Raw genomic sequence first — 24,891 nt, forward strand, 5'->3', positions numbered from 1 at the left:
ACCGCCGAGTGTCAGCCGCCCGCGACGACGGCCCGGTACAGGTCCTCGTAGCGCGCGGCCCGGTCGGCGTAGTACGCCGCGCGGGCGGGGACCGGCTGGTGCGTCGGGCCGACGTCGACGGGTGCCCGCTCGACCCCCGGTGCGACCGTGTCGAGCGCGAGCAGGGCCGTGCCGTGGAGGGTGGACCGCTTGATCGTCACGGGCACGACGGGCGCCCCGAGGGCGTCGGCGAGCACCTGCAGCCAGTCGGGGAGGTCCTGCGTCACCCGGCCGCTCGCCAGGATGCGCTGGGTCCGGCCGGCCACCTGCTGCAGCTGCGCCGCGACGCGCGCGTAGGACAGCGCCACGCCCTCCATGGTCCCGCGGAACAGCATCGGTCCGGTGGTGGCCGCGGAGACGCCGGCCAGCAGGGCGCGGGCCCCGGCGGCCCACCCGGTGGAGCGCTCGCCCGAGAAGTACGGCAGCACGCTCGGGGTGCCGGGGTCGGGCTCCGCGGTGAGGACCCGGCCGAGGTCGGTCCCGTCGAGGCGGACGTTCTCCTCCAGCCAGGTGGCCGCCCGTCCGACGTCGTTCAGGGCGCCGCCGAGCAGCGAGCGCGTCGCGTCGACCCGGTAGCACCACAGGCCCGGCGGCAGCACATCCGGCACCTCCGAGACCAGGACGCGCATGGCGCCGCTGGTGGCCGCCGCGACGGCGACCGTCGAGGGGTCGTCCGCCCCGATGCCCAGGTTCGAGGCGAGGCCGTCGGTGATGACGGGGAACCAGCGGGCGCCACGCAGGGCGGGCCACCGGGACTCCGCCTCCAGCGGCCGGTCCGGGGTGCGGATCTCGGACAGCTGCTCGGCGCCGACGCCGCCGACCTCGAGCATCCCGGGGTCCCACGCGCCCGTGCGCCGGTCGAGCAGCCCGGTCCACGCGGCCGTGGAGGTGCCGACCGCCGTCGTGCCGAGCAGCCGCAGGTGGACGTACTCGCCGAGGGACATCCAGCGCTCGACGGCGGCGAACGTCGACGGGGCCGTCTCGCGCAGCCAGCGGAACCGCGCCGCCAGGTAGCTCGAGTGCAGCCGGGTCCCGGTCCGCTGCTGGACCTCGCGCTCGTCGAGCTCCGCGCGCAGGGCGACGACCTGGGCGGCGCAGCGGGAGTCCGCGTAGGTGAAGCAGGGCGTCAGCGCGCGCCCGTCCGGCCCCACGCCGACGAGCGACGAGGCGAAGGTGTCCAGGGCGACCCCCGCGATCCGGCCGGTGAGCTCGGGCCGGGCGAGGGCCGTGACGATCTCCTCGACCTCGGCGACGACCTGGTCGGGGTCGATCGTCGAGGTGCCGTCCGTCGCGGTCGTGAACTGGTGCGGCACCTTGTGCCGGTGCTGGAGCACTGGCCTGCCGGCGGCGTCGTAGAGGCCGCCACGGCTCGCGGTCGAGCCGACGTCGAGGGCGAGGACGAGCGGGTCGAGGGCGTCGGCGAGCGGAACGCGGAAGTCGGACATCACACTCTTTCCTGCTGAGGTGGTCCCGATGCTAGCGGCGGACCTCCGCGGGGGCGCCCGGTCGTCGAAAGCACAGGTGGACGCCTCGCCGCCGGGTGATGATGGCTGCACAGACGCGCGCGCGGAGGCGCCGGCCGGGCCTGCGGGAAAAGTTGTGCCAGGAAACACTTGCCTCAACAGATCGGTTATGCCGTAGTCTCGTGCCCAAGTTGCAGTGCATCAAGTTTGTTAGGCCCCGGCCGCCTGTCGGGTTGCTTGTCCTTCATGGAGCAGACGACGAACACCGTGACACACGGCCCCCAACCGGGGGGTCGTTTCACTGCTCGGAAGGAGCAACCATGGCTACCGGAACCGTTAAGTGGTTCAACGCTGAGAAGGGCTACGGCTTCATCGCGCCGGACGACGGCTCGGCCGACGTCTTCGCCCACTACTCCGCGATCCAGTCCTCGGGCTACCGCTCGCTGGAGGAGAACCAGAAGGTCGAGTTCGACGTCACCCAGGGCCCCAAGGGCCCGCAGGCGGAGAACATCCGCCCGGTCTGACCCTAGGCAGGTAGGGCACCCGCCTCATAGGTAGGACCCGCCTCGGCTGAAGGCCCCGGCACCTCGGTGCTGGGGCCTTTGTGCACCCACGAGCGCGGCCGTGCTCAGCCCGCCGGCGACTCCTCGTGCAGGCGCGGCGTCGTGGTCCGTCCCGTGACGCCGGTCTTGCCGTCGTAGAAGGCGCGGATCCGGTCCATGTCCGCGACGACGTCGCCCGTGAGCCTCAGGGTGGGGCCGAGCCCGGAGGTCATCGTCGTCCGGTCGACGTAGCCGAGGATCACGGGGAGTCCGGTCGCCCGGGCGATCCGGTAGAACCCTGACTTCCAGTACGGCGACGCGCTGCGCGTGCCCTCCGGCGTGATCACCAGGTAGAAGCGCTCGCCCGCCCTGACCCGGGCGACCAGCTCGTCGACGAGGCCGGCGGGGTTGGCGCGGTCCACCGGGATGCCGCCCAGCAACCGCATGAGCGGGCCGAAGGGCCGCTTGAACAACGACTTCTTGCCCAGGAACTTCACCGACACGCCGGCGCGCCAGCTGATCGCGAGCATGAGGGCGAAGTCCCAGTTCGAGGTGTGCGGCGCACCGATGAGGATGCCGGCGCCGTCCCTGGGCAGGGGCGCCGACCGGTAGTGCCAGCGGCTCACGGCCCAGTAGGCGCGCGCGAGGGCGCGTCGGATGATCACGGCCGGATATTACGGCAGCCACGCCGCCGTCGGCGGGTTTGGTACCTTCGTCGGCCGTTCGACAGGATGGCCGGACAGCCCCACGCCAGACGAAGGAGTCCGATGAACCAGCCCCAGGTCACGCTCGACGACCGGACGACGATGCCGCAGCTCGGCCTCGGCGTCTTCCAGGTGCCGCCGGAGGACACCGAGCAGGTTGTCGCGCACGGCCTGGCCGCCGGGTACCGAAGCATCGACACCGCGGCCCGGTACGGCAACGAGGCGGGCGTCGGGGCTGCCCTCGCGGCGAGCGGCCTCGCCCGCGACGAGGTCTTCGTGACCACGAAGCTCGCGAACCCCGACCAGGGCTACGACTCCACGCTCACGGCGTTCGACGCGAGCGTGCAGACGCTCGGACTCGACGTCGTGGACCTGTACCTCATCCACTGGCCGTGCCCCGGCCGTGGCGAGACGCTGAACACCTGGCGGGCGATGGAGGAGCTGCGGGCCGCCGGGCGGGTCCGCGCCATCGGCGTCTCCAACTTCCTGCCCCACCACCTCGCCGAGCTGCTCGACGCCGCCGAGGTCAGGCCGGTGGTCAACCAGATCGAGGTGCACCCGTACCACCAGCAGAAGGAGCTGCGCGCCTTCAACGCCGAGCACGGCATCCTCACCGAGGCCTACAGCCCGCTCGGGCAGGGCGCGGTGCTGGACGACCCAGTGATCACCGGGATCGCCGGGCGGCTGGGCCGCACGCCCGCCCAGGTGGTCGTGCGCTGGCACCTCCAGCTCGGCAACGTCGTCATCCCCAAGTCGGTGACGCCCTCGCGCATGGCGGAGAACCTCGACGTGCTCGGGTTCGAGCTGTCGGCGGCCGACATGGCCGCCATCGACGGCCTGGACCGAGGTGCGCGCATCGGCTTCCACCCGGACCTCTTCAACGGCTACCCGGAGGACTTCGAGGAGGGCTCCCCGGCGCGCACCGGGGTCGCGGCGGGCTGAGCGACCTGGCCGGACGGCCCGGTGCGGCGGGCGTCCGACGCGCGGCGCGGGGACGGCGGTACGTTCTGGCTATGAGTGACACCGGCTACGGCGACTTCGAGTTCGAGCGCAAGTTCCTCGTCCGCGCGCTGCCCGACGCCGTGCTCAGCGAGCCCGACCCCGTGCTCATCGTCCAGAGCTACTTCCTCGCCGCCGAGGGCTACGCCCTGCGGATCCGGCTGCAGGCTCCCGCCCCACGGGTGCCGGTGCCCGCCGCGGTCGACGAGTCGGCGCTGCTCGACGAGCTCGCGGACGCGTTCACGTTCTGCGCACTGACCGCCAAGGGGCCCTACGTGGGCGGCACCCGCTACGAGGCGGAGCGCGAGCTGGACGTGTCCGTCGGCCTGGCCATGGTGCGCCTGGGCGGCGCCAAGGTGGTCAAGTACCGCCACTCCGTGTGGCTCGGGACGGACGGCTGGGTGCTGGACGCGTTCCTCGGACGCAACGCGCCGCTCATCGTCGCCGAGTGCGAGCGTGGCGGGCCGGTCACCGACCTGGCGATCCCCGAGTTCTGCGTGACCGAGCTGACGGGCGACCCGCGCTTCACCAACGACTCCCTCGCCTCCGCGCCCTTCGAGGGCTGGGCGGACGAGTTCGAGCGCGAGCTGGAGCAGACCGGCCCGCGGTTCCTCGAGGAGTTCGGGCGCAACGAGCTCGGCACGTCGTCCTGATCACCTGCGCGCCGGGAAACCACGTGCGCGCGAGGCTCAGTCCACGCCGCTGCCGCCGGCGATCTCGAAGCTCCACAGCTCCGCCGACGTCCCCACCGGGCGGCGGCCGCCGTGACCCTGACCCTCGCCGTGCTCCCCGCCGTGCCCCGCGTGCCCGGCGCCGCGGCCGTGCCCCACGGAGAACGCCTCCGACCCACGCCAGGCCTCGTAGGAGTAGTCGTCGCGCCACCGGGTCACCACGAGCCAGGTGGTGCGCTCGTCCGTGGGGCGCAGCAGCTCGAAACCGAGGAACCCGTCGACGCCCTCCATCGCGCTGGCGCGGGCGGCGAAGCGGTGGGCGAGCTCGTCGCCGCTGTCCGCCGGGACCGTGATGGCGTTGATCTTCACGATGCTCATGCCTCCATCCTGCCCCCGCCCGGGGAGTGCCACACGGCGCCAGCGGCGGCGGGCGCCGACGGGCGCCGCTAGCGTCGGACCATGCTGACCCTCGCGACCCTGCTCGCCACCGAACGCGAGCTCGCCACCGGCACCGGCGACACCTACCGGCGCATCATGCGGCCGGACGCCCTCTTCGTCCTGCCCGGCATGGTCCTCGACGCCGAGGGGTGCGCGCGGGCCATGGACGTCAGCCCCGGCTGGGACGGGGTGGCCCTGACCGAGGCGCAGCTGCTGCCCGTGGGCGCCGACGCGGCCGCCCTCGTCTACACGTTCGAGGGGCGGCGCGGGCAGGAGGTCTACCGCGCGACCATGGCGAGCACCTACGTCGAGGACGACGGCGAGGCCCGGCTCGTCCTGCACCAGCAGACACCGCTGGGCGCTGGGTGACCGCGGAGCAGAGCCCGACCGACGGGGCGCCCGCGCGCCCCGCAGACCCGCCGGACGCCGGCCTCACGATCGTGCCGGTGACGACGCGGGACTGGCCCACGCTGCGGGACGTGCGGCTGCGCGCCCTCGCCGAGGCGCCTCACGCCTTCGGCTCCACGCTCGAGCGCGAGGTCGGGTACGACGAGCGCACCTGGCGCGAGCGGGCCGGGGCCGGGCGGACGTTTCTCGCCCGCCTCGACGGCGACGTCGTGGGCCTCGTGTCGTTCTACGCCGAGGAGGGGCGGGAGGACGAGCGCCAGGTCGTGTCCATGTGGGTGGCCCCGCGGGCGCGCGGCTCGGGGGTGGCGGCTCTGCTGGTCGCTGCCGTGCGCGAGGCGGCGGCGAACGAGGGGGCCCGGGTGCTGACCCTGTTCGTGGCCGACGGCAACGACCGCGCCCGACGCCTCTACGAGCGCCTGGGATTCCGGTCCACCGGGGAGCGCCAGCCGCTGCCGTCGGACCCGGCGCGCGGCGAGGAGCGTTACGCACTCCGCCTGAGGTAACCGCCGCTCAGGCCGTGCGCTGGACGGTGATGTCCCCGCTGACGGTGCGTGCCCGCAGGACGAGCGCGGGCTCGTCCGGCCCGGGCTCGGCGGCCGGCTCGAGGCTCGACCGCATCCCGCCGGAGACCGTCGAGCAGTCGAGCAGCACCGCGGTCCCCTCGGCGACCCGGACGGAGACGTCGCCGGAGGCGGTCCGCGCGTCGAGCTCACCGTGGAGCACGCGGCGCACGGTGAGGTCGCCCGACGCGGTGCGGACGACGGCCCGGCCGGAGAGCTCCTTGACCAGCAGGTCCCCGGAGCCGGTGACGCCCTCGACGTCGGCGACGGCACCGACGACCACGTCGCCGGAGCCGGAGCGCGACCGGAGGAAGCGCCGCACCGTCCCGACGGTGGCGTCGCCGGACCCGGTCAGCACCTGGCCGGTGTCGAGCGACGCTACGGTGACGTCACCCGACCCGGTGGTCACCTCGACCTCCGCCGCCTCGTCGAGGTCGACGTCGCCCGATCCGGTGCGCACCAGCGCGACGGCGAGCCGGCCGTCGCTCGTCACGTCGCCCGAGCCGGACGTGGCGTCGAGGGAGGACCCGGCCGGCACGGTGACGGTGATCCGCAGGCGGGCGCTCGGCCCGAAGAGCCGGGCGCGCGACGGCGGCACCTCGATCCGCAGCGTGTCCCCGGTGAGCTCGACGCGGGTCGACCCGGCGAGGGACTCGCCCTCGTCGTCGGCCCGCAGGGGGTCCAGGCGGACGGTGACGCGGTCGGCGTCGTGGGCGACGAGGGCCAGGTCGCTGGCCCGCGTGGCGGCCTGGACGCGGATCGGGCCCGTGACGGGAAACTCGTGCTCCATCAGACCTCCTCGGAAGGCGCCCGCCCGCCGTGCGGCGGGCGGGCGCGGGCGTACCTAGAGCGAGTCGGCGGCGGAACGACGCCGGGTCGGGGTGAAGACGGTGCTCCGTCGCGGCGCCATCGCGCGGCGGCGGTGCACGGCCTCGGCCTCGCGCACGAGGTCACGCGCGCGGGCCTCGTGCAGCTCGAGCCACTGGTCCATCAGTCCGTCCTCCTCTCGGGGGTGCGGCGGGTGCGGTGCGCGCGGGACGCGCGCCGCTCGGTCAGCAGGTTCTCCATCGGCACACGCAGGGAGCGTGCGGCGAACGCGTCGAGGACGCTGGGATCCATGGCGGAAGGCCTTTCTCAGCGGACCCAGCCGCTCATCCGGCGGCCGGTCCTGATGTTGTCGGCGGGCTGCGCACCCGGGCCGGCCAGCGACTGCTGGGCGGCCCGGACGAGCCAGGTGTTGACGGAGACGCCCTCACGGGCGGCGGCCTGGTCGACCTGGCCCTTGAGGTTCTCCGGGAGGCGGAGCGAGATGCGCGCCGTCCCACCCTCGTCCTCCGGCACGGGCGGTGCCGGAGGGGCGGGCGGCGGCGGGATCTCCGCCGGGCGTAGGCGTTGCTGGACGACGACCTCCGGGTTGCCGCCCCGGAGCCGCAGCTCCACGACGTCGCCGTCGAGCTGGACGGTGACCTCGGCCGCGACGTCCGACGCGAGCTCCATCAGCGTCAGTCGCAGGGCTGGCTCGAGGCTCTGGGCGAGCAGCTCGGCCGCCTCCTGCACCTGGGTGCCGGAGCCGCGGGCGGATGTGGCGAGCCCCTGCCGCAGCTTCGCGAGGTACGGGCTGAGATCCATGACGTCAGCGTGGCATCACCGTGATGTCACGTCAAGAGGTCATGGCGTCAGCTCCGGTCAGCGGAGGCCGGGGCGGTGGCCCGGGGCGACCCGGCGACGGGCGGGCACGGAGCCCCGGCGGCCGGTCAGGCCGCGGGAGACGTGCAGATACTCGTCGACGGGCACACCCAGGTAACGGGCGGTGAAGGCGTCGAGAATCGGATCCATGGCTGGGCCTCCTTCCGTTGGTCGCTCCGGCGCGCGGGGGCGCGCCTGGAGAGCGGTCTGTTCGTTCGGTGCGGGCCGCGCGGTGGCGGCCCATGGGGGCGAGCTGCGGGGGCTGTGGCGCCGTCGTCGGTGGCGGCCGTGCCCCGTCTCGTCAGCTCGTCCGGTCGCCGCGCGGGGCGGCGGGGGCGGGCACGAACGGGAGGGAGGTCGCACCGACCACGCACGCCCGGCCGTCGGCGATCGCCGGTGGGGCCATGCTCGTCGTCGTGGTCATGGCGACATCACAGCAGCCTCGCCGTGGGCGGCGCAACGGATTATCCGGGCTCGGGGAGCGGGGTCGGCCGGGCGGTGGTAGGCAGAAGCCATGTCGATGTCGGAACCCCTCGAACCCAACCTGCGGCCCGCCTCGGAGGACGGCATCCCCGCGGCCGACCCGGGCACCGGCGCGCCCCCGACGGCGCCCGGCTTCGGCATCGAGGGCGAGGACCCGGACGCCGCCAGGGACGCCGCCGTCTCGGACGACGACGCCGCCTCCGACGACGCCGGAGCCGGCGATGACGGTCCCTCCGACGCGTTCTTCCGGGGACTGAGCGGGTGAGCACGCCGGTCGTCGCCGTCACCGGGGCGACGGGCCGGCTCGGCGGGCGCGTGGCGCGCCGCCTGTCCGCGGCGGGAGTGGCTCAGCGCCTCGTCGTGCGCGACGCCGCCCGTGCGCCCGACCTCCCCGGCGCGTCGGTCGCCGTGGCGGAGTACGGGGACGGTCCCGCCGGCCGCGCGGCCCTGTCGGGAGTGGGGACGCTGTTCATGGTCTCGGCCTCGGAGTCGCCCGACCGGGCCGCCGAGCACCGCACGTTCGTGGACTCCGCCGTCGCCGCCGGCGTGGAGCGCATCGTCTACATCTCCTTCTACGGCGCGTCGCCCGACGCGACCTTCGCGCACGCCCGCCTGCACTGGGAGACGGAGGAGTACCTGCGCTCGACCGGCCTGGCGACGGTGATGCTCCGCGACAACCTCTACCTCGACTTCCTCCCCGCCCTGATGGGGGAGGACGGCGTGATCCGCGGTCCCGCCGGCGACGGCCGCCTCTCCGCCGTCGCGCAGGACGACATCGCCGACGCCGCCGCCGCCGTGCTGAGCGACCCCGCCCGCCACGACGGCAAGGTCTACGACCTCACCGGCCCGGAGGAGCTGACGATGACCGAGGTCGCGGCGATCCTCACCGCGCACCTCGGGCGCCAGGTGCGCTACGTGGACGAGACGCTCGAGCAGGCCTACGCCTCCCGCGCGCACTACGGCGCCCCGCAGTGGGAGGTGGACGCGTGGGTGAGCACCTACACGGCCGTCGCGGCGGGGGAGATGGCCGGGGTCAGCCCCGACGTGGCGGACCTGGCCGGCCACCCGGCCACCACGCTCGCCGAGCTGCTGGCGCGCGGCTGAGCACGGACGGCTACGACCAGTCCGGCGCGGCCTCGACGTCGAAGGGGTGCGCCTCGAAGGTGCGCCACCAGCCTCTCGCCCCGGGCGGCAGGTGGCTCAGCGGCGCCCGCTCGACCAGCGCCCGCAGCTCGCTCTTCAGTGCGGCGAGCTCGGTCAGGTCGGGCGGGCCGGCCTCCCGCGCGGCGGGGCCGAGGAGGTCGGTCTCGAGCCGCCAGATCTCCTTGCGAAGCGTGACGATCTCGCGCGTGAGCTCGGACTCACGTGGGCTCGCGCCCACCACCGCCTCGGCGGCACGCATGTACCCGTAGTCCATCGAGATGGCGGTCAGGCCGGGGTCGATGGTGAGGACGTCGTGGACGTCCAGCTCCGGGTTGATCACCACGGCGCCGGCCCGCCGGGCCCAGGCGACCTCGTCGTGCAGCCCCTCGTCGGACATGATGCCCGCCGTGGCCCGCAGCACGATCGAGAGCATGTCCCTGTCCGCGTAGCTCTCCTCCGGGGGCACGCCGGGCGGGGACGCGACGACGGCGTAGCAACGGGTCACCCCGAGCTGCTCGACCGCCACCTCGACGGGCAGGGTCTCGCGCACGCCGCCGTCCACGTAGTGCTCGTCGCCGAGCCGGACCGGCGGCAGGACCGCCGGGATGGCGCAGGAGGCGCGCACGGCGTCGACCAGGTCCACGGGCTCCCCACCGAGCGGGTCGCCGTGCCGGTCCAGGAGCGCGCCGGTCTCCGTGACGTAGCGCAGCTCGCCCGACTCCAGGCTCACCACCGCGACGCGCAGCACCATCCCCGAGGCGGCGACCCGGGTGGGCCGGAAGACCTCGGGGTCGAGGAGTTGCTCGACGATCGGGCCGAGCCGGTACATCGACCGCTCGCGCTCGGCGCCGCGCAGGATCACCTCGAGGTCGGGGCGGGCGCGGCCGACCTCCCGCAGGGCGCTGAGGAACTCGACGACGCCGAGCGAGCCCCACGCGCCCTCGTCCTCGGGCCGGTCCTCGACGGGCCGCGTGCGCACGCCGATCGTGCGCAGCCGGGACCGCACGCCCGGGATCCGGCCGTCCGGCCCGTCGTCGGCCGTTCCGGCGTCGGCCGTTCCGGCGTCGGGCGTCGCCACGGCGAGCGGCCCGCCCGGAGCCGCGTCGGCGGCGGTCGGGGCGACGGCGCGGTTCGCGACCCGGGAGAACGTCCGGCCCAGCGGTCCCTGGCGCTGCTGGCGCCGCGAGAACGCGGCCATCCACTCGGGGCCGCGCTCGCGGAGCGTCGCGTACCAGTCGAGCGGGACGAACATGTCCGAGCTCTGCCGCATCCCGCCCCAGATGCGTGCCAGCTCGCCGACGAGGCGCCGCTGCTCCGCCGGCTCGTCCGACTGGGCGAGCACCGCGGCGAGGACGGAGCCCGCCGAGGTGCCGGTGATGACCTCGGGCCGGATGCCGACCTCGTCGTAGAGGTAGCGCAGCGCCCCGATCTGGAAGCTGGCGCGGGCGCCGCCGCCGCTGAGCACCAGCCCGGTCCGCTCCGCCCTCCGGCGCCACGGCAGCCGGTGGAGCACCTCGTTCGCCCGCATGGGCAACACACTAGGGCGGGACGCCGACAGGGCGGTCGCCCGTGTCGCGTGCCCCGGGTGACGGGACCGGACGGGACAGGACGGGACGGGACGAGTCAGGGCGTCAGGTCGAGGGCCTCCTCGGCGACGGCGACGACGGACCACGTCCGCCCGTCGTCGGCGGAGAGCTCGTACGCCGGCACGAGCAGCGCCGTGCCCGACGGCGCGGTCCAGAGCGCCGGGCCGAGCTTGGCGCCGGTGATCGCGACGACCTCGACCGGCCACGGCACCGGGCTGCCCGGGGTCGCGGCGGGCGGCGGGCCGTCCTGGCCCGCGGGACCGGACGTCACGGGGATGTCCCCTGCGGCGGCGGACTCCCCGGCTCCCGCTGCGGGCTCACCCGCGGTGTCGGCCGGACGTCCCTCCGCCGGGGAGAGGATGTGCACCTCGCCGAAGGTGCCGAAGCGCGGGTCCTCGAGGCGGTCCACCGCCGCGGCGGCGCTGATCACCGGGTAGTCGCCGAGGGCCGTGAGGGGCGCGAGCGAGCCGTTGAAGCTCTGCACGCCCGCGGCCGTGACGGCCACGTACCACGCGACCCCCGTGCGCTGGCCGTCGACCAGCTGGTGCGCGACCACCTCGGTGACGCTCGGGTCGCCGTAGTCGCTGTCCACCAGCTCGAACCCGGCCGGGTCCAGCCCGGCGGCCGCGAGCAGCTCGCGGGCCTGCACGAAGGCGTCCTCGCCGCGCGGCGCGGGGTCGGCGCCGGTGGGCTCGCACCACTCGTAGGTGGGCGCACCGCCCGCGGCCCCGCCCTCCGGCGCGTCGGGTGCGGCGGGCTGCCCGGCGGCGCCGGAGCCGCCCGACTCCGTCCGCAGGCACTGGTGCGGGTCCTTGGCCGGGTCGTAGTAGCTCGTCGTCGTCGTGCCGTCCGGGGAGACGGTGAGGTAGGCGCCGCTTCCGTCCGTCACGCCCATCTGCCAGGCCCCGCCCGCGAGCGTCGGCTCGCCCGGCATCCCGAGATGCCCGCCCAGGGCCGCGGTGCGTTCCGCGCTGAAGCTCGTGGCCGGGTCGTAGGTCCACGCCGGCGCGGTGCCCGCCTCCTCCGACAGGCCGACGGCGTGGAAGTCCATGCGCGAGATGGTCGGCGCCGGATAGCTGGCCGCGTCGGTCCCTGCCGTCACGCCGGACTCCGGCACCCCGGGAGCGGTGGCCGAGCCGTCGGCCGAGGACTCGAGCCCGCCGGCCGGCCCGGCCGTGGGGCCTGGCTCGACCGTGCCACGCCCGGCCGCGAAACCACCCGCGGCGATCGCGAGGGCGCCCGCCGCCGCGGCGGCCACGGCGAGCAAGGGGCGCCGCGACCGTGCGGGAGCGAGGGCCGTGACGATGGCTCCGCCGTCGTCCCCCGGCACTGACCCACCGGCGATGCGGCTGTCGACGGCGCTCCGCAGGCGGGTGAGGTCGGTCCGGGCCCCGGCGGCTGGGTCCGCCGCACGCAGACGCTCGAGGATCTCCTCCTCGGGGAAGTTGTCATGGTCGCTCATCACAGTCCTCCAGCGCTCGGCGGCCGCGGCGCGGCGGCCTGCTGCCGGGTATGTGTGCCGAGGGGAACGGATCTTGCGGGGCCGTGCCGGGCGGCGACCGTGCGGGCTACGAGCGGGCCCAGGCCGCCGCGAGCCGGGAGCGCGCGCGGGACAGCGCGGCGTCGGCGCCGCCGCGGGAGATGCCCAGCACCACGGCGAGCTCCTCCCCGCCCAGCCCCTCCCACGCGTGCAGCAGGAGGATCCGCCGGTCCCGGGGGCTGAGGTGCGCCAGCGCCTCCCGCACGAGCTCGTCGGTGACGACGGCGTCGGCCGGATCGTCGTCGACGTCCTGCTCCGGCAACGTCTCGAGCGTCAGCGGCTGCTTCTTGCGCCGGTGGTTCGCCAGGACGAAGCCGGCGGTGCGGTACAGCCACGGCAGCTCGGCACCCTCGGGCACGTCGGCGCGGCGGCGCCAGGCGATGGTGAGCACCTCGGCGGCCAGGTCGTCGGCGTCCCGGGGAGCGCGCCGCACGAGGTAGCGGTGGACGGCGGCGGCGTGGTCGCGGAAGAGCGCGTCGAACCACGCCGCGTCGCGACCCTCCACGTCCGTCCCCCTCCGCTCCGGCGCCGGTGCCCCTCGCCCGTCTGTGTCACCGGCGGCCCTCGTCTTGCACGGCCCCGCCCGTCCGGATCCCGCTCAGCCCTCCATGCCCGCCGTGGCCCGCACGACGAACGCCACCACGTCGACCAGCCGGCCGGTACGAGCCATGACGGCGCGCTGGCGGTCGGCGCCCGTGCCCTGGGCGAGCACGCGGTCGAGGCCGGCCTCCACGCGCCCGACGTCGCCGTTGGCGGCCAGCGCGGGACGGACGTGCTCGAGCAGGCTCGCGATCACGTCCCAGGCCGGGGCGGGCTCCTGGGTGACCGGGTCGACGAGGTTGCCACCGACGCCGTCGCGGCCGGCCTGCCACCCCGCCAGCCGGAGCAGCATCCCCGGGACGTCCGGCGGCGGCCGGCCGTCGGCCCACTCGCCCGCCGCGGTGTCCACCAGCGCCCGGCAGAGCGCGGCGATCATGACGGTGTCCGCGGGGTCGAGGCACACGTCCGCCACCCGGATCTCGACGGTGGGGTAGCGGGCCGAGGCGCGGGCGTCGAAGTAGATCATCCCGGTGTCGAGGAGCGCGCCCGTGCGCACCATCTTCCCGACGAGCTCGTCGTAGGCACGGGCCGAGCCGAAGACCTCGGACGGACCGGCGGAGGGCCACCGGTTCTGCATCAGGTACCGGTAGCTCGCGTACGCGGTGTCCTTGCCCTGCCAGTAGGGCGAGTTCGAGCTCAGCGCCAGCAGGGGCGGCAGCCAGACACGGATGCGGTCGAGGACGCCGACCGCCTCCTCGCGCGAGTCCACGGAGACGTGCACGTGGCACCCGCAGGTCAGGTGCTCGGCGGTCAGGATGCCGAACCGGTCGACCATCGTGCGGTAGCGCGCACCGTCCACGGTGCGTGGGACCACCGGCGTCGGGCACAGCCCCACGGCGGCCACGCGCGCCCCGACCTGCCGGGCGGCCTCGCTCGCGGTGGCCCGCCAGCCGCGCAGCTCCTCCCCGAGCGCGTCGAGATCGGTGTGCGGGCGGGTGTCGGCCTCGATCTGCTGCTGCTGGAGCTCGCGCTCGAGCAGCCCGCCGGGGCCCGACGGCGGGGGGCCGGCCGGACCGGCGCCCGCCGCGCTCGCGGCGCGCTCGGTGGCGCGGGCGAGGACCTGGCCGGCGACGGACAGCGCCCGCCCGGTCGCGCTCTCGACCAGCAGCAGCTCTTCCTCGACGCCGACGGTGCGCACGGGGCCAGTGTGGCAGCCCGGCGGGCCGCCGGTACGGAACTGGCCCGGCGTGCGGGCGTACGCTGGTCGTAGCCCTGGCGCCCTCCCCTCAGGCCGATCGCTTCGGTCAGGGTGGGTGGCGCCACCGGAGGGACCGGGAATGTACGACCACGACCTCTTCGTCGAGACCACGGCGGGCTTCAGCGAGAAGCTCCTGAGCCACTACGAGATCGACGAGGTGCTCTACGACCTCGGCGACCGGCTTCGGCGGCTCTTCTCGCTGGCGGGCAGCGGGGTCACCCTGGGGACGAACGGGCAGCTTCACGCCGTGGCGGCCGTCCCGGCGGACGTCGGCCACCTGGAGCGGTTCCAGGAGGAGCGGCAGGACGGCCCGTGCGTCGACGCGTACCGCGCCGGGGAGGTCGTCGCCGTGCCGGACCTGACGTCGGAGCACCGGTGGCCGGAGTACCGCCGCACGGCCGCGAACCTCGGGCTGCGCGCGGTGGCCGGGGTCCCGATGCGGCTCGGCGACCGGACGGTGGGCGCGCTGAACATGTACCACCACGACGCCCGGGAGTGGCCGGAGGGCGACCTGGAGGCGGCACGGGTGCTGGCGAACATGGCGACCGGGTACCTGATCAACGCCTCGTCGCTGGCCAGGCAGTCCCTGCTGGCCCAGCAGCTCCAGCACGCCCTGGACAGCCGGGTGGTGATCGAGCAGGCCAAGGGCATCCTCGCCCAGGCGGACGGCATCACGGTCGACGCCGCGTTCGAGCGCCTGCGGCACTACGCCAGGAGCCGGGGCGTCAAGGTGCGTGAGGTCGCCTCCGCCGTCGTCAGTCTCGACCTCCGTCTCTAGCCGCCCGGCTCAGCCACGAGGCCCCGGCGCGGACGGCGCCGCTAGCGGTACCGGCGCGCGGTCGACCGCCGCTGCTGGAACTCCAGCGCCCGGAACCGGGCCTCGGCGTGCGCGGGCAGCGGCCGCCGCTCGCGGAGCACCCACGGCAGCCCCCGGGCGGCGGCGAGGACGCCGGCGGCCGTGGCGGCGCCGGGCCTGAGCTGGGAGAGCACCACGGCGGTGCGGCGCAGGGCGGCCGGGAGGGGGCGGCGCAGCCAGGTGAACCACAGCGTGTTGCGCACGCCGTCGCGCAGACGGCGCCGGGAGTCCCGCGCCGTGGAGGCCTGGTGGTGGACCGTCAGTTCCTCCAGGAAGCACAGCTCCCACCCGCCGGCCGCGAGATCGGCGGCGAGCAGCTCCTCCTCACCGCCGAGCCACAGGCGTGGGTGGAAGCCCCCGGCCTCCTGGAAGGCGTCACGGCGCACGACCGAGGCACCGGCGAGGAAGCTGCCGAGCGCCGGGCCGGGCAGCCCGGGCCGGCCCTGCACGGGCGAGCTTCGCAGCTCGGCGACGATGGGGTCCTCCTGCCCGCCGGGCTCGACGACGATCCGGGCGGTGAGGACGGCGACGAAGGGGTGAGCGTCGAGCACGTCGGCCGCCCGGCTGATGCTGCCCGGCTCCCACCAGGTGTCGTCGTCGCAGAAGGCCACGTAGGGGGTGCCCAGCCGGGCGACCCCCACGTTGCGGCCGACGGCGCCGAGGTTGGCCGGGCTCTCGATCAGCTCGGCCCAGGGATGGTCGCGCCGGACGGCGGCTGCGGTGCCGTCGGTGGAGCCGTTGTCGACCACGACGACGCGCGGTGCCTCGGGCAGGTCGTGAAGACGGCGCAGCGTGCGGTCGAGCTCGGCGCGGCGGTCGTGGGTGATGACGACCACGCCCACCCGCTCGTCGGGGAAGGCCATGCCCCCATTGCAGCCCCGGCGGGCCGCGGCCGCATCATCAGCCTGCGGCGGAATAGGCCTCGGCCAGCCAGCGGGTCACCCCGGCGTCGACCTCGGCGACGTCGCGCAGCTCGAGGTGGTGCATCCACACCCGCGGCGCCGGGTGGGCGACCTCCTTGAACCGCTCGGAGACCAGCTCGCGGGGGAGCGCCACGGACAGCACCGCGGGGACGTCGCTGCGCACGTACCGCCCCGGCCGCCAGACGTAGGCGAAGCCCCGCCGACGGCGGAAAGCGACCTGGCTCCGGCTCACCCGGACGTCGTGCGGGCCCAGCCCCGCGACGGCGGCGGCGACGGCCTCGTAGAGGCGCAGGCCGTCGGGAGAGCCGGCGAAGAACTCCTCGGGCGTGCGAGGGGCGGTGCCGCCGTCGCCCCTCGGGTTCTCCGTCACCGCCGGCCGCCGATCAGGGGCGGAGCATGACCTTGACGGCCTCGCGCCGGTCCATCGCCGCATAGGCCTCCGCGACCTCGGCCAGCGGGACCGTGCGGTCGAAGACCGCGGCGGGGGCGAGCCGGCCGTCGAGAACCTCCGGCAGCAGCTCCTCGAGGTAGGCGCGCACCGGCGCGACGCCGCCCGCGAGGCCGACGTTGCGGTTGAAAAGCGCCCGCATCGGCAGCTCCGTGACGCCGTTGGGCACGCCGACGTACCCGACGGTGCCGCCGGGCCGGGCCGCGGCGACGGCCTGCTCCAGGGAGTCCTGGTTGCCGACGGCCTCGAGGACGACGTCGGCGCCCGGGGAGCCGAGCAGGTCCCGGAGCTCCTCGACCCCCTCGTCGCCGCGGGTCGCGACGACGTCGTCGACCCCGAAGCCCCGGGCGATGTCCTGCCGGTCCGGGTGCCGGGAGAAGATGACGACGCGCTCCGCGCCGAGCCGGCGGGCGGCGAGGACGGCGCACAGCCCGACGGCGCCGTCGCCCACCACCGCGACGACGCTGCCGGGACGGACCCCGCCGCGCACGGCCGCGTGGTGCCCGGTGCCCATGACGTCGGTCAGCGCCAGGAGTGCGGGCAGGAGGGCGTCGTCGGGGGTCCCGGGCGTGCGCACCAGCGTGCCGTCCGCCCAGGGGACCCGGACCTGCTCGCCCTGGCCGCCGTCGACGGGGAGGTCCTCGCGGTCCCGGCCCGCCCAGAAGCCGCCGTTGACGCACGAGGTCTGGACGCCGTTGCGGCAGTTCGCGCACGTGCCGCAGCTGTAGGCGAAGGGGGCGACGACGAAGTCGCCGGGGCTGACGGTGCGCACCTCGTCACCGACCTCGGTGACCACGCCGACGAACTCGTGCCCGATGCGGCTGGGCCGGGACACGGGCACCACCCCGCGGTAGCGCCACAGGTCCGAGCCGCACACGCACGCGGCGGTCACGCGGACCACGGCGTCGGTGGGGCGCAGGACGTGCGGGTCGGGCACCTCCTCGAGGCGGACGTCGCCGGGCGCATGGATGGTCGTCGCGAGCACGGTCGTGATGCTACGGGCGACCGGCCGGATCCGCCCCGGGAGCGCGGGCGGGCGTCACGCCCCCGCCTGTCGCGACGTCGCGGGGCGTGCCACGCTGGTACCCGTCGAGGGGAGCTTTCGATGTCGACACCGAGCCGGCAGCCCGCCGAGCCGCACGACCCGCACTTCGAGGACCCTGTCCTGCTCGAGGAGGACGAGACCGTGCCGCCGCGTCCCGAGGAGGAGGCGGCGGACCTGCTGCGCGCCGAGCCGGACCCGCAGGGGCACGGCGCGCCGGACGTCACCGAGCTGCCCGAGGTGGTCGAGCCGCCGGACTGAGCCGGTCAGGCGATCTTCTCTCCCACGCGGAAGGCCGGCCCGCGGGCCTGCTCGTGGAGGCGCTCCAGCCGCGACTGGAAGCCGCGGCTGCGCTCGGCGAGCTCCTCGAACGGCTCGGTGGGCAGTCCGAGGTCGGGAGCCAGGTCGACCAGGGTCTGCCACAGCCCGAGCTGCCCGGCGACGGCGGCGCGCATGATCTCCAGCTCGAGCACCACGCTGAGCGGTGAGCGGCTCGTCAGCCGGCCGTTGAGCTTGAGCCGCCCGACGTGCTCGGCCACCCAGGCGGCCGCCTGCCGGTGCGGCTTGCTCGGGAGGTCCAGCCGGTCGATGAGCGCGGCCAGCTCCCGGCGCGCCGCTCCGATCTCGGTCGCGAGGCGCGAGAGCTCCGGGCCCAGCTCGGTGTCGGCGTACGCCTGCGCCATGCGCCCGATCCGGCTCACCCCGCCCGTGGCGCCGGTGAGGTGGTCCGAGAGGTAGATGCCGAGCAGGTTGCGGTCGAGGTGGGGCGGGACGTCGGCGCTCATGGTCTCTCCTGTGCCAGTGACGGTGACGGTGGGATCGGCGTGCCGCCCGCGCCGCGCGCGGCGGGAGTCGCCCTCGGACGGCGCGCCCTCGAACTGGGTGTCCTGCGGTCGCATCGGCACGCTCGCGCGGCCCCCGCCCTCCACGAGGCCCTCGAGCAGCTCGCGGAGCGTGGACTCGGCGTCGTGCCGGGGCCGCCAGCCGGTCACCCGCTTGAGGCGGCTGCCGTCCATGACCGGCACGGCCATCGCCATGTCCAGCCAGCCGGCATCGGAGGCGATGACGCGGGCGTTCCAGGCGAGGTCGAGGAACGGCCGGATGAGCCGCGGGGAGATCTCCACGTACCGGCCGTGGTCGAGGATCCGGGCCAGGTCGGCCGGCCAGAGCACCTCGTCGGCCGTGACGTTGAACGCCCCGCCGGCACGCTGGAGGATCACCTGGAGGTACGCCTGCGCCGCGTCCTCGGCGTGGACCACGTGCAGGCGCAGGCCCTTGGGCAGCGGCAGCACCGGAAGCGCGCCGGGTCGCAGCAGCGCCCGCGGCACCCACGGCCCCAGGAAGTACCGGCCGATCTCGGCGCCGGCGTCGGCGGCGAAGATCAGCGCGGTGCGCATGCGCGTGACCACGACCTCCGGGTGGGCGGCCTCGAGCTCGTCCAGCACCCGCTCCTGGGCAGCCTTGTCGACGCCGTAGTGGGAGGACGGGGTCCCCCCGGTGGTCCAGGACTCGTCGCGCGGAACGTCGTCGTCGACGGGGGAGTAGGCCGCCCAGGAGGACGCGCACACCAGCTGCTTGACGCCCGCGGCGGCGCACGCCCGCGCCACCCGGCGCGTGCCGTCGACGTTGGTGCGGCGCATCAGGTTCCGGTCGTGGTTGGGCTGGATGAGCCAGGCCAGGTGCACGACGGCGTCCGCGCCGGCGAACGCCCGGGCCAGGCGGGAGACGATCGCCTCCTCCGCGGCGTCGTCGGCCGCCTCGGCCCCGATGTCGAGCGTCACCCAGTCGGCCGACCGGTAGGGCTCGGCGGACCGGTCCGGCAGGCGGCGCGAGATGCCGACGACGGAGCTGACCTCCGGTGCGGCGGTCAGCGCGTCGAGGACGTGGGTGCCGACGTTCCCCGACCCGCCGACGACGGCGACCCTCATGACGTCGTCCCGCCGGTCGACCCCTTGGGCAGCGCGGGGTCGAGGACGACCTTGATGGCGCCGTCGTCCTTCTTCTGGAAGATGTCGTAGCCGTGCGGGGCGTCCTCGAGGGACAGGCGGTGGGTGCGCAGGTCGAGGACGCCGAGCGGGTCGGCCGGGTCGGAGACCAGCGGCAGCACGTCGTCGATCCACCGGCGCACGTTCGCCTGGCCCATGCGCAGGGTGACCTGCTTGTCGAACAGGTCCATCATCGGCATCGGGTCGAGCATGCCGCCGTAGACGCCCGAGATGGAGACCGTGCCGCCGCGGCGTACCAGCGAGAACGCGGTGTTCAGGGCCGCGAGCCGGTCGACGCCCGCCTTGGTGAACAGCGGCTTCGCCAGCGCGTCGGGCAGCAGGCCGGCCCCGGCCTGGACGCCCTTGGCGACGGGGGAGCCGTGCGCCTCCATGCCGACCGCCTCGATCACCGAGTCGGTGCCACGGCCGCCGGTGAGGGAGCGGACGGACTCGGTCAGCGCGTCACCGTGCGTGTCCAGGGTGTCGACGCCGTGGCGGCGGGCCATGGCCAGACGCTCGGGCACGCGGTCGACCCCGATCACCCGGGAGGCGCCGCGGTGGCGGGCGATGCGGGCCGCCATCTGGCCGATCGGCCCGAGGCCGAGCACGGTGACCGTGCCGCCGGGCGGGATGTCCGCGTACTCGACGGCCTGCCAGGCCGTGGGGAGCACGTCGGAGAGGTAGAGGTAACGCTCGTCGGGCTCGCCGTCGTCCGGGACCGGGATGGGGCCGTAGTGCGCCATGGGCACCCGCAGGTACTCCGCCTGCCCGCCCGGCACCTGGCCGTAGAGCTTGGTGTAGCCGAAGAGCGCGGCGCCCTTGTCGTGCTCGTGCACCTGGGTGGTCTCACACTGGCTCTGCAGGCCCCGGGTGCACATCCAGCACGACCCGCACGAGATGTTGAACGGCACCACCACGCGGTCGCCGGGGCGGATGTGGGAGACGTCCGCGCCGACCTCCTCCACGATCCCCATCGGCTCGTGCCCGAGCACGTCGCCGGCGTCGAGGAACGGCCCGAGCACGCCGTACAGGTGCAGGTCCGAGCCGCAGATCGCCGTGGACGTGATCCGCACGATCGCGTCGGTCGGTTCCTTCAGGACGGGGTCGGGGACGGTCTCGACGCGGACGTCCTCCTTGCCCTGCCAGGTCAGTGCGCGCACAGGCGTCTCCTTCTCGTCGGTGGCCGGCGCACGGACGAGGACCGCGCCGGCGGCCCTCCGCCGGCCCGCCCCGCCCGTGCGGGAACTTCCTCCGTCAGGCGCTGCCGAGCTGGACGTCGTCCTCGCCCTCGGCCTGGTCGGGCTGGTCGGCCGGGGCGCGGGACGTCAGCTGCTCCGGGTCGGCGTCGGGGTCCTTCGCCGGGTCGTACGGCTGCTCGGACGGGTTGCTGGGGGTTCCGGTGCTCTCGCTCATAGGCCCACGGTGGCACCGCCGGTGCCGGCGCGCATCCGCTGCGGGCTGCTCGCGCGCCCGGTGCCTCCGGCGACACCCGGGCGCGGGGCTCAGCCCGCGTGCGCCGGAGCCGGGACGGCGTCCCGCTCGGCGTGCCGGTCCTCGTCGCGGGGGACCCGGCGTGTCCACGGCCACCACGCGGAGCGCCCGATGTCGTGGACGATCCCGGGGACCAGGAGGCTGCGGACCACGAACGTGTCGATGAGGACGCCGACCGCCACGATGAACGCCAGCTGCAGCAGGAACAGCAGGGGGATCACCGCCAGCGCGCTGAACGTGGCCGCCAGCACCAGGCCCGCGGAGGTGATGACACCGCCGGTGACCGCCAGTCCCCGGCGCACCCCCTCGCGGGTCCCGTGCTGCAGGGACTCCTCCCGCACCCGCGTCATGAGGAAGATCGAGTAGTCGATGCCCAGCGCCACGAGGAAGACGAACCCGTACAGCGGCACCGTGGCGTCCGCCCCGGGCAGGTCGAGCACGTGGTTGAACACCACGGCAGCCAGGCCCATGGTGGCGCCGAACGAGAGCAGGTTCGCGGCGAGCAGCACGAGCGGGGCGACCACCGCGCGCAGCAGCAGCGCCAGCATGACGAAGATGACGACCAGGACCACCGGGATGATCGTGCGCAGGTCGCGGGCGGAGGTCTGCTGCGTGTCGAGGCGCTCCGCCGCCGCGCCGCCGACGAGCGCGTCCGGCTCCACCTCGTGGACCGCCTCGCGCACGTCGGCCACGGTGCCGAGCGCGGCCTGGGACTCGGCGGAGTCCTCGAGCACCACCTCCACCCGGACGCGGCCGTCGACGACGATCGGGGCGGCGTCCTGCCCGCCCGGCCCACCTTGTGCGCCCTGCGGGTCCTGCGCGCCGGCCGGGGCACCACCCCGGGCGGCGGCGTCCTCGGCGAGCACCGAGGCGCCCAGCACTCCGTCGACCCCCTGCGCAGCCGTGACCACGGCGTCGGCGGAGCCCTCGGGGGCGATGACGATCGTCGGCTCGACCTGGCCGGCCTCGAAGTGACGGGCCAGCACCTCCCCGCCCGTGACGGCCTCGACCTCGCTGAGGAAGATGTCCGAGTCGCTGGTGCCCTCGGCACGCAGGGTCGGGACGAAGGCGGCGGCCCCGGCGAGCACGACGGCGGTCAGCACCCAGACCGGGCGGTCGTGGCGGGCGACGAACCCGGCGAGTCGCGCCCACAGCCCCGCGCGCTCGGCGCGGGCCTCGGCGGGCCGGTCGACCTCGTGCCGGCCCGCCGGGCGGACGTAGTGCGGCGTACGGGGCCAGAACACGTAGCGGGAGCGACGCCCGCCGACCAGGAGCATCGCCGGCAGCAGCGTCAGCGCGGCCAGCACCGAGGAGGCGATGCCGACGGCGCCCACCGGGCCGAGGCTCGAGTTGGAGCCGAGGTCGGACAGGAGCAGGCACAGCAGCCCGACGATCACCGTGCCCGCGCTGGCCAGGATCGGCTCGAGCGAGGCGCGCCAGGCGGCCCGCATGGCGTCGGCCGGATGGGCGTGGCGGGTCAGCTCCTCGCGGTAGCGCGCCACGAGAAGCAGCGAGTAGTCGGTCGCGGCGCCGATGACGAGGATCGACAGGATCCCCTGGCCCTGGCCGTTGAGCTGGATGACGTCCGCCGCCGCGAGGGGCTTGATCACGAGGGCCGCCAGGCACAGCCCGAACACCGCCGTGAGCAGTACGGCGAACGGCAGCGACGGGGAGCGGTAGACGATCACGAGGATCACCAGGACCACGACGAGCGCGACGCCGAGCAGGATGCCGTCGATGCCGCCGAACGCGGAGACGAGGTCCGCGACGTAGCCCGCCGGACCGGTCACGTAGACCGCCAGGCCCGCGCCCTCGAGCGTCTCGCCGCCCGCGTCGCGCAGGGCGTCGACGGCGACGTTGACGAGGCGTTCCTCGTCCGCGCCCACGAGCTCGTTGGCCCGGTCGGCGTCGAGCGCGACGGGGACGAGGACTGCCTCGCCGTCCTGGGACGGCACGGCGGCGACGGGACCGGTGAGCGCGTCCCCGAGGGCGCCGCCGCCCGGCAGCTCCAGCTCGGGCACCGCGGCGGCGAACTCCTGCGCCGCGGTGATCTGCTGCGGCGTCAGTGCGCCGCCGTCGGGCACGGTGGCGACGACGAGGGCCGGCAGGCTCGTGGTGTCGACGAACTCCCGGCCGGCCTCGGCGGCCAGCGTGGACTCGGCGCTCGCGGGCAGGAAGGCGGCCGCGTCGTTCTCCTGGACCTGGGACAGGGTGCCCTGCGCCATGCCGCCGGCGGCACCGACGCCGAGCCAGAGAAGGAGGACCGCCACGAGGGCGAGGGCGCGCAGGACGGCCCCGCGGCGGGATCGGGCGGCGGTGTGGCTCATCGGGGTCTCCAGGAGAATACTAAGGGTGCTGAGTAATCATGCGGTGCGCCGTCGTCGCGTGCAACCACGGCACGGAGCGGTGCGGGAGGATGGGCGGCGTGACTCGACGACCGGTGGCCCAGGACCAGGGGCGAGCTGTCGACCCGGGGAGCGCCGGTCCGGAGACCTGGCCCACCGGCCGGCTGCTCTCGATGGCGGCGCGTCGGGTCGAGCGCTCGTGGGACGCCTACCTGGAGCAGTGGTCGCTCACGCACGCCACCCTGCCCGTGCTGGCGGTGCTCTCCGCCGGCCCGCGCTCGCAGCGTGAGGTCGCACGCGCCCTGAAGGTCACCGAGCAGACGACGAGCCGGATGCTCGTAGGGCTCGAGCAGGTGGGGTACCTGCGCCGTGAGCCCCACGCCGCCGACCGCCGTCGCCACGTCGTGGCCCTCACCGACGCCGGCCTGGCGGCGCTCCGGGCGATCGACGACCCGACCGTCCTGGAGAGGATGGTGTCCGCCTCGCTGACCGCCGACCAGGTGGGCGAGCTGCGCGCGATGCTGCTGACCATCATCGACGCCGAGCGGGCCCCGGGCGGTCAGGGCGGGGAGGCTGACGGTCAGCGCGCCGGCGTCTGACGCTGGTAGGAATTCCGTCGGGACCTGCGGTCACGCCGGCCCGGTGAGAGAGGACGTGCACCACATGGCCCCGGTGATCGGACCGTCCGAGCTCCCGCCCGAGCAGGTCGAGGCGCTGCGGGAGCGGGCCAGGCGCTGGGCCGCCGAGGCCAGAGGGTACGAGTGGGGCACCGTCGACCTCGACGGGCTCCGCCGCGGCACCGGTCTGCCCCCGGAGCAGCTTCGTGCGCTGCTGGCCGGCGTGAGCGACCGCTACGGCACACCGCTGCCGATGCGCGGCGAGCTCCCCGCCGTGATGCCCGGTCTGGTGAAGAACGCCGATGTCGAGGACTGGAGCAGCGGGGTCTACGACTTCCTCGCCCACGTGGTTCTGCGCGCCAACGGCATCGCGACCGACCCGGCCGTCGACGCCTACGAGGCGTATGCGGACCGCTTCGCGAGCCTCGATCACGACCTCGCGTCCGACGTCGACGCCCCGGCCGTCCAGCTCGCCGACCTCACGCATCGGATCGCCGGCGTCGCCGCGGACGCCTCGCTCCTCATGGATCCCGTCCAGCTGGGGCTGCGCCCCACCGACGCGCCGCCCGGGGCGCCCGCGCTGCGATGGATCACCGGAGCGGGCCCGATGGGTGTGGTCCGCGCCGTCCGCGAGGGCCAGGCACGCATCCGTGGCGCCGAGTACCACGTGCTCGGGGAGACCACGCTTCCGGTGACGTCGGACGAGGTCGTCGCCCAGCTGCAGGCCCGGCTCGGCGACCGCGCGCGGGTGTGGTCGCAGGTGATGAGTGTGGTGATCTGGTGCTCGGACAAGGAGACGGTCGTCCGTGCCTTCGAGGTCTGCCGCGAGCTGGACCTGTTCGCCAACGTGTACGACCTGGGTGCGTCGTGGACAGCGAGCCGGTACCACAACAGGCAGGGCGAGGACGGCGAGTACTCGATCGCGCGACGGGCGGAGCCCGAGAAGTACCGCCTGGGCGAGGTCGTGCTGCCACCGGCCCACGCCTACCCGGTCAGCTGGACAGTGGCCGCGCGCGACTGACCACGCGGCGCGCGACTGACCACGCCGCGGGCGCCAGGCCTGCCCTCGAACATTGCCCACCGTGCCTCTTCTCCAGATGCGAGCACCTCCTCCCCGTGCCACC

31 protein-coding genes are annotated in these 24,891 nt (G+C 75.0%); 11 read left to right on the plus strand and 20 right to left on the minus strand.

Annotated elements, in window-relative coordinates; translation table 11 throughout:
* Window positions 1-11: 11 nt before the first annotated feature.
* Window positions 12-1,484 carry a gluconokinase gene (locus ABD774_RS00095; RefSeq protein ID WP_345036247.1) on the minus strand — a complete coding sequence of 491 codons (1,473 nt, stop codon included), beginning with the start codon at window positions 1,482-1,484 and terminating at the stop codon, window positions 12-14.
* A 338-nt stretch (window positions 1,485-1,822) separates the two neighbouring features.
* Between ABD774_RS00095 and cspE the strand changes: the two genes are divergently transcribed.
* Complete coding sequence (cspE, locus tag ABD774_RS00100; RefSeq protein ID WP_248257855.1) at window positions 1,823-2,026, plus strand: transcription antiterminator/RNA stability regulator CspE; 204 nt, start codon at window positions 1,823-1,825, stop codon at window positions 2,024-2,026.
* A 104-nt stretch (window positions 2,027-2,130) separates the two neighbouring features.
* Here the strand turns inward: cspE and ABD774_RS00105 are convergent, their stop codons facing one another.
* On the minus strand, window positions 2,131-2,709 hold the full coding sequence (locus ABD774_RS00105) for a 1-acyl-sn-glycerol-3-phosphate acyltransferase (RefSeq protein WP_345036251.1): 579 nt from the start codon (window positions 2,707-2,709) through the stop codon (window positions 2,131-2,133).
* Between the two features lie 102 nt (window positions 2,710-2,811).
* Between ABD774_RS00105 and ABD774_RS00110 the strand changes: the two genes are divergently transcribed.
* Together ABD774_RS00110 and ABD774_RS00115 are read left to right on the plus strand one after the other, a co-directional pair.
* The gene (locus tag ABD774_RS00110; RefSeq protein ID WP_345036253.1) at window positions 2,812-3,690 is read left to right on the plus strand and encodes an aldo/keto reductase; all 879 of its coding nucleotides are present in this window, start codon (window positions 2,812-2,814) and stop codon (window positions 3,688-3,690) included.
* A 71-nt stretch (window positions 3,691-3,761) separates the two neighbouring features.
* Entirely contained in the window at window positions 3,762-4,400 is a 639-nt protein-coding gene (locus ABD774_RS00115) for a CYTH domain-containing protein (protein WP_345036255.1), read from the plus strand.
* 36 nt (window positions 4,401-4,436) lie between these two features.
* Here the strand turns inward: ABD774_RS00115 and ABD774_RS00120 are convergent, their stop codons facing one another.
* Window positions 4,437-4,796: an antibiotic biosynthesis monooxygenase family protein gene (locus tag ABD774_RS00120; protein WP_345036257.1), complete on the minus strand. Its 360-nt coding sequence runs from the start codon at window positions 4,794-4,796 to the stop codon at window positions 4,437-4,439.
* An 81-nt stretch (window positions 4,797-4,877) separates the two neighbouring features.
* Between ABD774_RS00120 and ABD774_RS00125 the strand changes: the two genes are divergently transcribed.
* The gene (locus tag ABD774_RS00125) at window positions 4,878-5,225 is read left to right on the plus strand and encodes a DUF4440 domain-containing protein (RefSeq protein WP_345036259.1); all 348 of its coding nucleotides are present in this window, start codon (window positions 4,878-4,880) and stop codon (window positions 5,223-5,225) included.
* Complete coding sequence (locus ABD774_RS00130; RefSeq protein WP_345036262.1) at window positions 5,222-5,767, plus strand: GNAT family N-acetyltransferase; 546 nt, start codon at window positions 5,222-5,224, stop codon at window positions 5,765-5,767. Before ABD774_RS00125 ends, ABD774_RS00130 begins: the two co-directional genes overlap by 4 nt.
* A gap of 7 nt (window positions 5,768-5,774) precedes the next feature.
* Here ABD774_RS00130 and ABD774_RS00135 read toward each other — a convergent pair whose 3' ends face one another.
* The 6 genes from ABD774_RS00135 to ABD774_RS00160 all read right to left on the minus strand — a co-directional run bounded on the left by ABD774_RS00135 (window position 5,775) and on the right by ABD774_RS00160 (window position 7,934).
* Window positions 5,775-6,614 carry a DUF4097 family beta strand repeat-containing protein gene (locus tag ABD774_RS00135; protein ID WP_345036264.1) on the minus strand — a complete coding sequence of 280 codons (840 nt, stop codon included), beginning with the start codon at window positions 6,612-6,614 and terminating at the stop codon, window positions 5,775-5,777.
* Between the two features lie 54 nt (window positions 6,615-6,668).
* Complete coding sequence (locus ABD774_RS00140) at window positions 6,669-6,815, minus strand: hypothetical protein (protein WP_345036266.1); 147 nt, start codon at window positions 6,813-6,815, stop codon at window positions 6,669-6,671.
* The gene (locus ABD774_RS00145; protein WP_345036269.1) at window positions 6,815-6,943 is read right to left on the minus strand and encodes a hypothetical protein; all 129 of its coding nucleotides are present in this window, start codon (window positions 6,941-6,943) and stop codon (window positions 6,815-6,817) included. The genes ABD774_RS00140 and ABD774_RS00145 overlap by 1 nt, the downstream gene beginning before the upstream one ends.
* Window positions 6,944-6,958: 15 nt before the next feature.
* Complete coding sequence (locus ABD774_RS00150) at window positions 6,959-7,453, minus strand: hypothetical protein (protein ID WP_345036271.1); 495 nt, start codon at window positions 7,451-7,453, stop codon at window positions 6,959-6,961.
* 57 nt (window positions 7,454-7,510) lie between these two features.
* Window positions 7,511-7,660 carry a hypothetical protein gene (locus tag ABD774_RS00155; RefSeq protein WP_345036273.1) on the minus strand — a complete coding sequence of 50 codons (150 nt, stop codon included), beginning with the start codon at window positions 7,658-7,660 and terminating at the stop codon, window positions 7,511-7,513.
* A gap of 151 nt (window positions 7,661-7,811) precedes the next feature.
* A complete protein-coding gene (locus tag ABD774_RS00160; protein WP_345036275.1) occupies window positions 7,812-7,934 on the minus strand; it encodes a hypothetical protein in 123 nt (40 codons plus the stop codon).
* Window positions 7,935-8,030: 96 nt separating this feature from the next.
* Here ABD774_RS00160 and ABD774_RS00165 point away from each other — a divergent pair, with 96 nt between their 5' ends.
* Window positions 8,031-8,258, plus strand: a complete 228-nt coding sequence (locus ABD774_RS00165) for a hypothetical protein (protein ID WP_345036277.1) — start codon at window positions 8,031-8,033, stop codon at window positions 8,256-8,258.
* The gene (locus ABD774_RS00170; protein ID WP_345036279.1) at window positions 8,255-9,097 is read left to right on the plus strand and encodes an SDR family oxidoreductase; all 843 of its coding nucleotides are present in this window, start codon (window positions 8,255-8,257) and stop codon (window positions 9,095-9,097) included. The genes ABD774_RS00165 and ABD774_RS00170 overlap by 4 nt, the downstream gene beginning before the upstream one ends.
* A gap of 10 nt (window positions 9,098-9,107) precedes the next feature.
* On the opposite strand, the gene ABD774_RS00175 is transcribed toward ABD774_RS00170, so the two are convergent.
* The 4 genes from ABD774_RS00175 to ABD774_RS00190 form a co-directional block, all read right to left on the minus strand.
* Window positions 9,108-10,664: a patatin-like phospholipase family protein gene (locus ABD774_RS00175; protein ID WP_345036282.1), complete on the minus strand. Its 1,557-nt coding sequence runs from the start codon at window positions 10,662-10,664 to the stop codon at window positions 9,108-9,110.
* 95 nt (window positions 10,665-10,759) lie between these two features.
* On the minus strand, window positions 10,760-12,184 hold the full coding sequence (locus ABD774_RS00180; RefSeq protein ID WP_345036284.1) for a hypothetical protein: 1,425 nt from the start codon (window positions 12,182-12,184) through the stop codon (window positions 10,760-10,762).
* 106 nt (window positions 12,185-12,290) lie between these two features.
* Window positions 12,291-12,767 (minus strand): RNA polymerase sigma factor, encoded by a 477-nt coding sequence (locus ABD774_RS00185; RefSeq protein ID WP_345036285.1) that lies wholly within the window; start codon window positions 12,765-12,767, stop codon window positions 12,291-12,293.
* A 93-nt stretch (window positions 12,768-12,860) separates the two neighbouring features.
* On the minus strand, window positions 12,861-14,000 hold the full coding sequence (locus ABD774_RS00190) for a carboxylate-amine ligase (RefSeq protein ID WP_345036288.1): 1,140 nt from the start codon (window positions 13,998-14,000) through the stop codon (window positions 12,861-12,863).
* A 139-nt stretch (window positions 14,001-14,139) separates the two neighbouring features.
* Between ABD774_RS00190 and ABD774_RS00195 the strand changes: the two genes are divergently transcribed.
* Entirely contained in the window at window positions 14,140-14,838 is a 699-nt protein-coding gene (locus ABD774_RS00195) for a GAF and ANTAR domain-containing protein (RefSeq protein WP_345036290.1), read from the plus strand.
* Window positions 14,839-14,879: 41 nt separating this feature from the next.
* Here the strand turns inward: ABD774_RS00195 and ABD774_RS00200 are convergent, their stop codons facing one another.
* The 3 genes from ABD774_RS00200 to ABD774_RS00210 are packed head-to-tail and all read right to left on the minus strand — an operon-like array spanning window position 14,880 to window position 17,272.
* The gene (locus ABD774_RS00200; RefSeq protein ID WP_345036292.1) at window positions 14,880-15,779 is read right to left on the minus strand and encodes a glycosyltransferase family 2 protein; all 900 of its coding nucleotides are present in this window, start codon (window positions 15,777-15,779) and stop codon (window positions 14,880-14,882) included.
* A 37-nt stretch (window positions 15,780-15,816) separates the two neighbouring features.
* Window positions 15,817-16,209, minus strand: coding sequence for a DUF5655 domain-containing protein (locus tag ABD774_RS00205; RefSeq protein ID WP_345036294.1), 393 nt, complete (start codon window positions 16,207-16,209; stop codon window positions 15,817-15,819).
* A gap of 13 nt (window positions 16,210-16,222) precedes the next feature.
* Entirely contained in the window at window positions 16,223-17,272 is a 1,050-nt protein-coding gene (locus ABD774_RS00210; RefSeq protein WP_345036296.1) for a zinc-binding dehydrogenase, read from the minus strand.
* A gap of 120 nt (window positions 17,273-17,392) precedes the next feature.
* On the opposite strand from ABD774_RS00210, the gene ABD774_RS00215 reads away from it, so the two are divergent.
* The gene (locus tag ABD774_RS00215; RefSeq protein ID WP_345036298.1) at window positions 17,393-17,590 is read left to right on the plus strand and encodes a hypothetical protein; all 198 of its coding nucleotides are present in this window, start codon (window positions 17,393-17,395) and stop codon (window positions 17,588-17,590) included.
* A 5-nt stretch (window positions 17,591-17,595) separates the two neighbouring features.
* Here ABD774_RS00215 and ABD774_RS00220 read toward each other — a convergent pair whose 3' ends face one another.
* From ABD774_RS00220 to ABD774_RS00235, 4 genes are all read right to left on the minus strand, one after another.
* Window positions 17,596-19,257, minus strand: a complete 1,662-nt coding sequence (locus ABD774_RS00220; protein ID WP_345036300.1) for an NAD-dependent epimerase/dehydratase family protein — start codon at window positions 19,255-19,257, stop codon at window positions 17,596-17,598.
* Entirely contained in the window at window positions 19,254-20,474 is a 1,221-nt protein-coding gene (locus ABD774_RS00225) for a zinc-dependent alcohol dehydrogenase (protein WP_345036302.1), read from the minus strand. Before ABD774_RS00225 ends, ABD774_RS00220 begins: the two co-directional genes overlap by 4 nt.
* 94 nt (window positions 20,475-20,568) lie before the next feature.
* A complete protein-coding gene (locus ABD774_RS00230) occupies window positions 20,569-20,727 on the minus strand; it encodes a hypothetical protein (RefSeq protein WP_345036304.1) in 159 nt (52 codons plus the stop codon).
* An 89-nt stretch (window positions 20,728-20,816) separates the two neighbouring features.
* Complete coding sequence (locus tag ABD774_RS00235) at window positions 20,817-23,132, minus strand: MMPL family transporter (RefSeq protein ID WP_345036306.1); 2,316 nt, start codon at window positions 23,130-23,132, stop codon at window positions 20,817-20,819.
* Between the two features lie 98 nt (window positions 23,133-23,230).
* Between ABD774_RS00235 and ABD774_RS00240 the strand changes: the two genes are divergently transcribed.
* On the plus strand, window positions 23,231-23,749 hold the full coding sequence (locus tag ABD774_RS00240; protein ID WP_345036309.1) for a MarR family winged helix-turn-helix transcriptional regulator: 519 nt from the start codon (window positions 23,231-23,233) through the stop codon (window positions 23,747-23,749).
* Between the two features lie 43 nt (window positions 23,750-23,792).
* On the plus strand, window positions 23,793-24,788 hold the full coding sequence (locus tag ABD774_RS00245) for a hypothetical protein (protein ID WP_345036311.1): 996 nt from the start codon (window positions 23,793-23,795) through the stop codon (window positions 24,786-24,788).
* Window positions 24,789-24,891: the final 103 nt, after the last annotated feature.

Source organism: Georgenia daeguensis (assembly GCF_039537705.1).
Taxonomy (GTDB): domain Bacteria; phylum Actinomycetota; class Actinomycetes; order Actinomycetales; family Actinomycetaceae; genus Georgenia; species Georgenia daeguensis.

Bases quoted from the DNA above. Each gene is read 5' to 3' on its own strand.
- ABD774_RS00095 (WP_345036247.1), bottom strand. From the start codon at position 1,484: ATGTCCGACTTCCGCGTTCCGCTCGCCGACGCCCTCGACCCGCTCGTC.
- cspE (WP_248257855.1), top strand. From the start codon at position 1,823: ATGGCTACCGGAACCGTTAAGTGGTTCAACGCTGAGAAGGGCTACGGC.
- ABD774_RS00110 (WP_345036253.1), top strand. From the start codon at position 2,812: ATGAACCAGCCCCAGGTCACGCTCGACGACCGGACGACGATGCCGCAG.
- ABD774_RS00115 (WP_345036255.1), top strand. From the start codon at position 3,762: ATGAGTGACACCGGCTACGGCGACTTCGAGTTCGAGCGCAAGTTCCTC.
- ABD774_RS00120 (WP_345036257.1), bottom strand. From the start codon at position 4,796: ATGAGCATCGTGAAGATCAACGCCATCACGGTCCCGGCGGACAGCGGC.
- ABD774_RS00125 (WP_345036259.1), top strand. From the start codon at position 4,878: ATGCTGACCCTCGCGACCCTGCTCGCCACCGAACGCGAGCTCGCCACC.
- ABD774_RS00135 (WP_345036264.1), bottom strand. From the start codon at position 6,614: ATGGAGCACGAGTTTCCCGTCACGGGCCCGATCCGCGTCCAGGCCGCC.
- ABD774_RS00140 (WP_345036266.1), bottom strand. From the start codon at position 6,815: ATGGACCAGTGGCTCGAGCTGCACGAGGCCCGCGCGCGTGACCTCGTG.
- ABD774_RS00145 (WP_345036269.1), bottom strand. From the start codon at position 6,943: ATGGATCCCAGCGTCCTCGACGCGTTCGCCGCACGCTCCCTGCGTGTG.
- ABD774_RS00150 (WP_345036271.1), bottom strand. From the start codon at position 7,453: ATGGATCTCAGCCCGTACCTCGCGAAGCTGCGGCAGGGGCTCGCCACA.
- ABD774_RS00155 (WP_345036273.1), bottom strand. From the start codon at position 7,660: ATGGATCCGATTCTCGACGCCTTCACCGCCCGTTACCTGGGTGTGCCC.
- ABD774_RS00160 (WP_345036275.1), bottom strand. From the start codon at position 7,934: ATGACCACGACGACGAGCATGGCCCCACCGGCGATCGCCGACGGCCGG.
- ABD774_RS00165 (WP_345036277.1), top strand. From the start codon at position 8,031: ATGTCGGAACCCCTCGAACCCAACCTGCGGCCCGCCTCGGAGGACGGC.
- ABD774_RS00175 (WP_345036282.1), bottom strand. From the start codon at position 10,664: ATGCGGGCGAACGAGGTGCTCCACCGGCTGCCGTGGCGCCGGAGGGCG.
- ABD774_RS00180 (WP_345036284.1), bottom strand. From the start codon at position 12,184: ATGAGCGACCATGACAACTTCCCCGAGGAGGAGATCCTCGAGCGTCTG.
- ABD774_RS00195 (WP_345036290.1), top strand. From the start codon at position 14,140: ATGTACGACCACGACCTCTTCGTCGAGACCACGGCGGGCTTCAGCGAG.
- ABD774_RS00200 (WP_345036292.1), bottom strand. From the start codon at position 15,779: ATGGCCTTCCCCGACGAGCGGGTGGGCGTGGTCGTCATCACCCACGAC.
- ABD774_RS00215 (WP_345036298.1), top strand. From the start codon at position 17,393: ATGTCGACACCGAGCCGGCAGCCCGCCGAGCCGCACGACCCGCACTTC.
- ABD774_RS00220 (WP_345036300.1), bottom strand. From the start codon at position 19,257: ATGAGGGTCGCCGTCGTCGGCGGGTCGGGGAACGTCGGCACCCACGTC.
- ABD774_RS00230 (WP_345036304.1), bottom strand. From the start codon at position 20,727: ATGAGCGAGAGCACCGGAACCCCCAGCAACCCGTCCGAGCAGCCGTAC.
- ABD774_RS00235 (WP_345036306.1), bottom strand. From the start codon at position 23,132: ATGAGCCACACCGCCGCCCGATCCCGCCGCGGGGCCGTCCTGCGCGCC.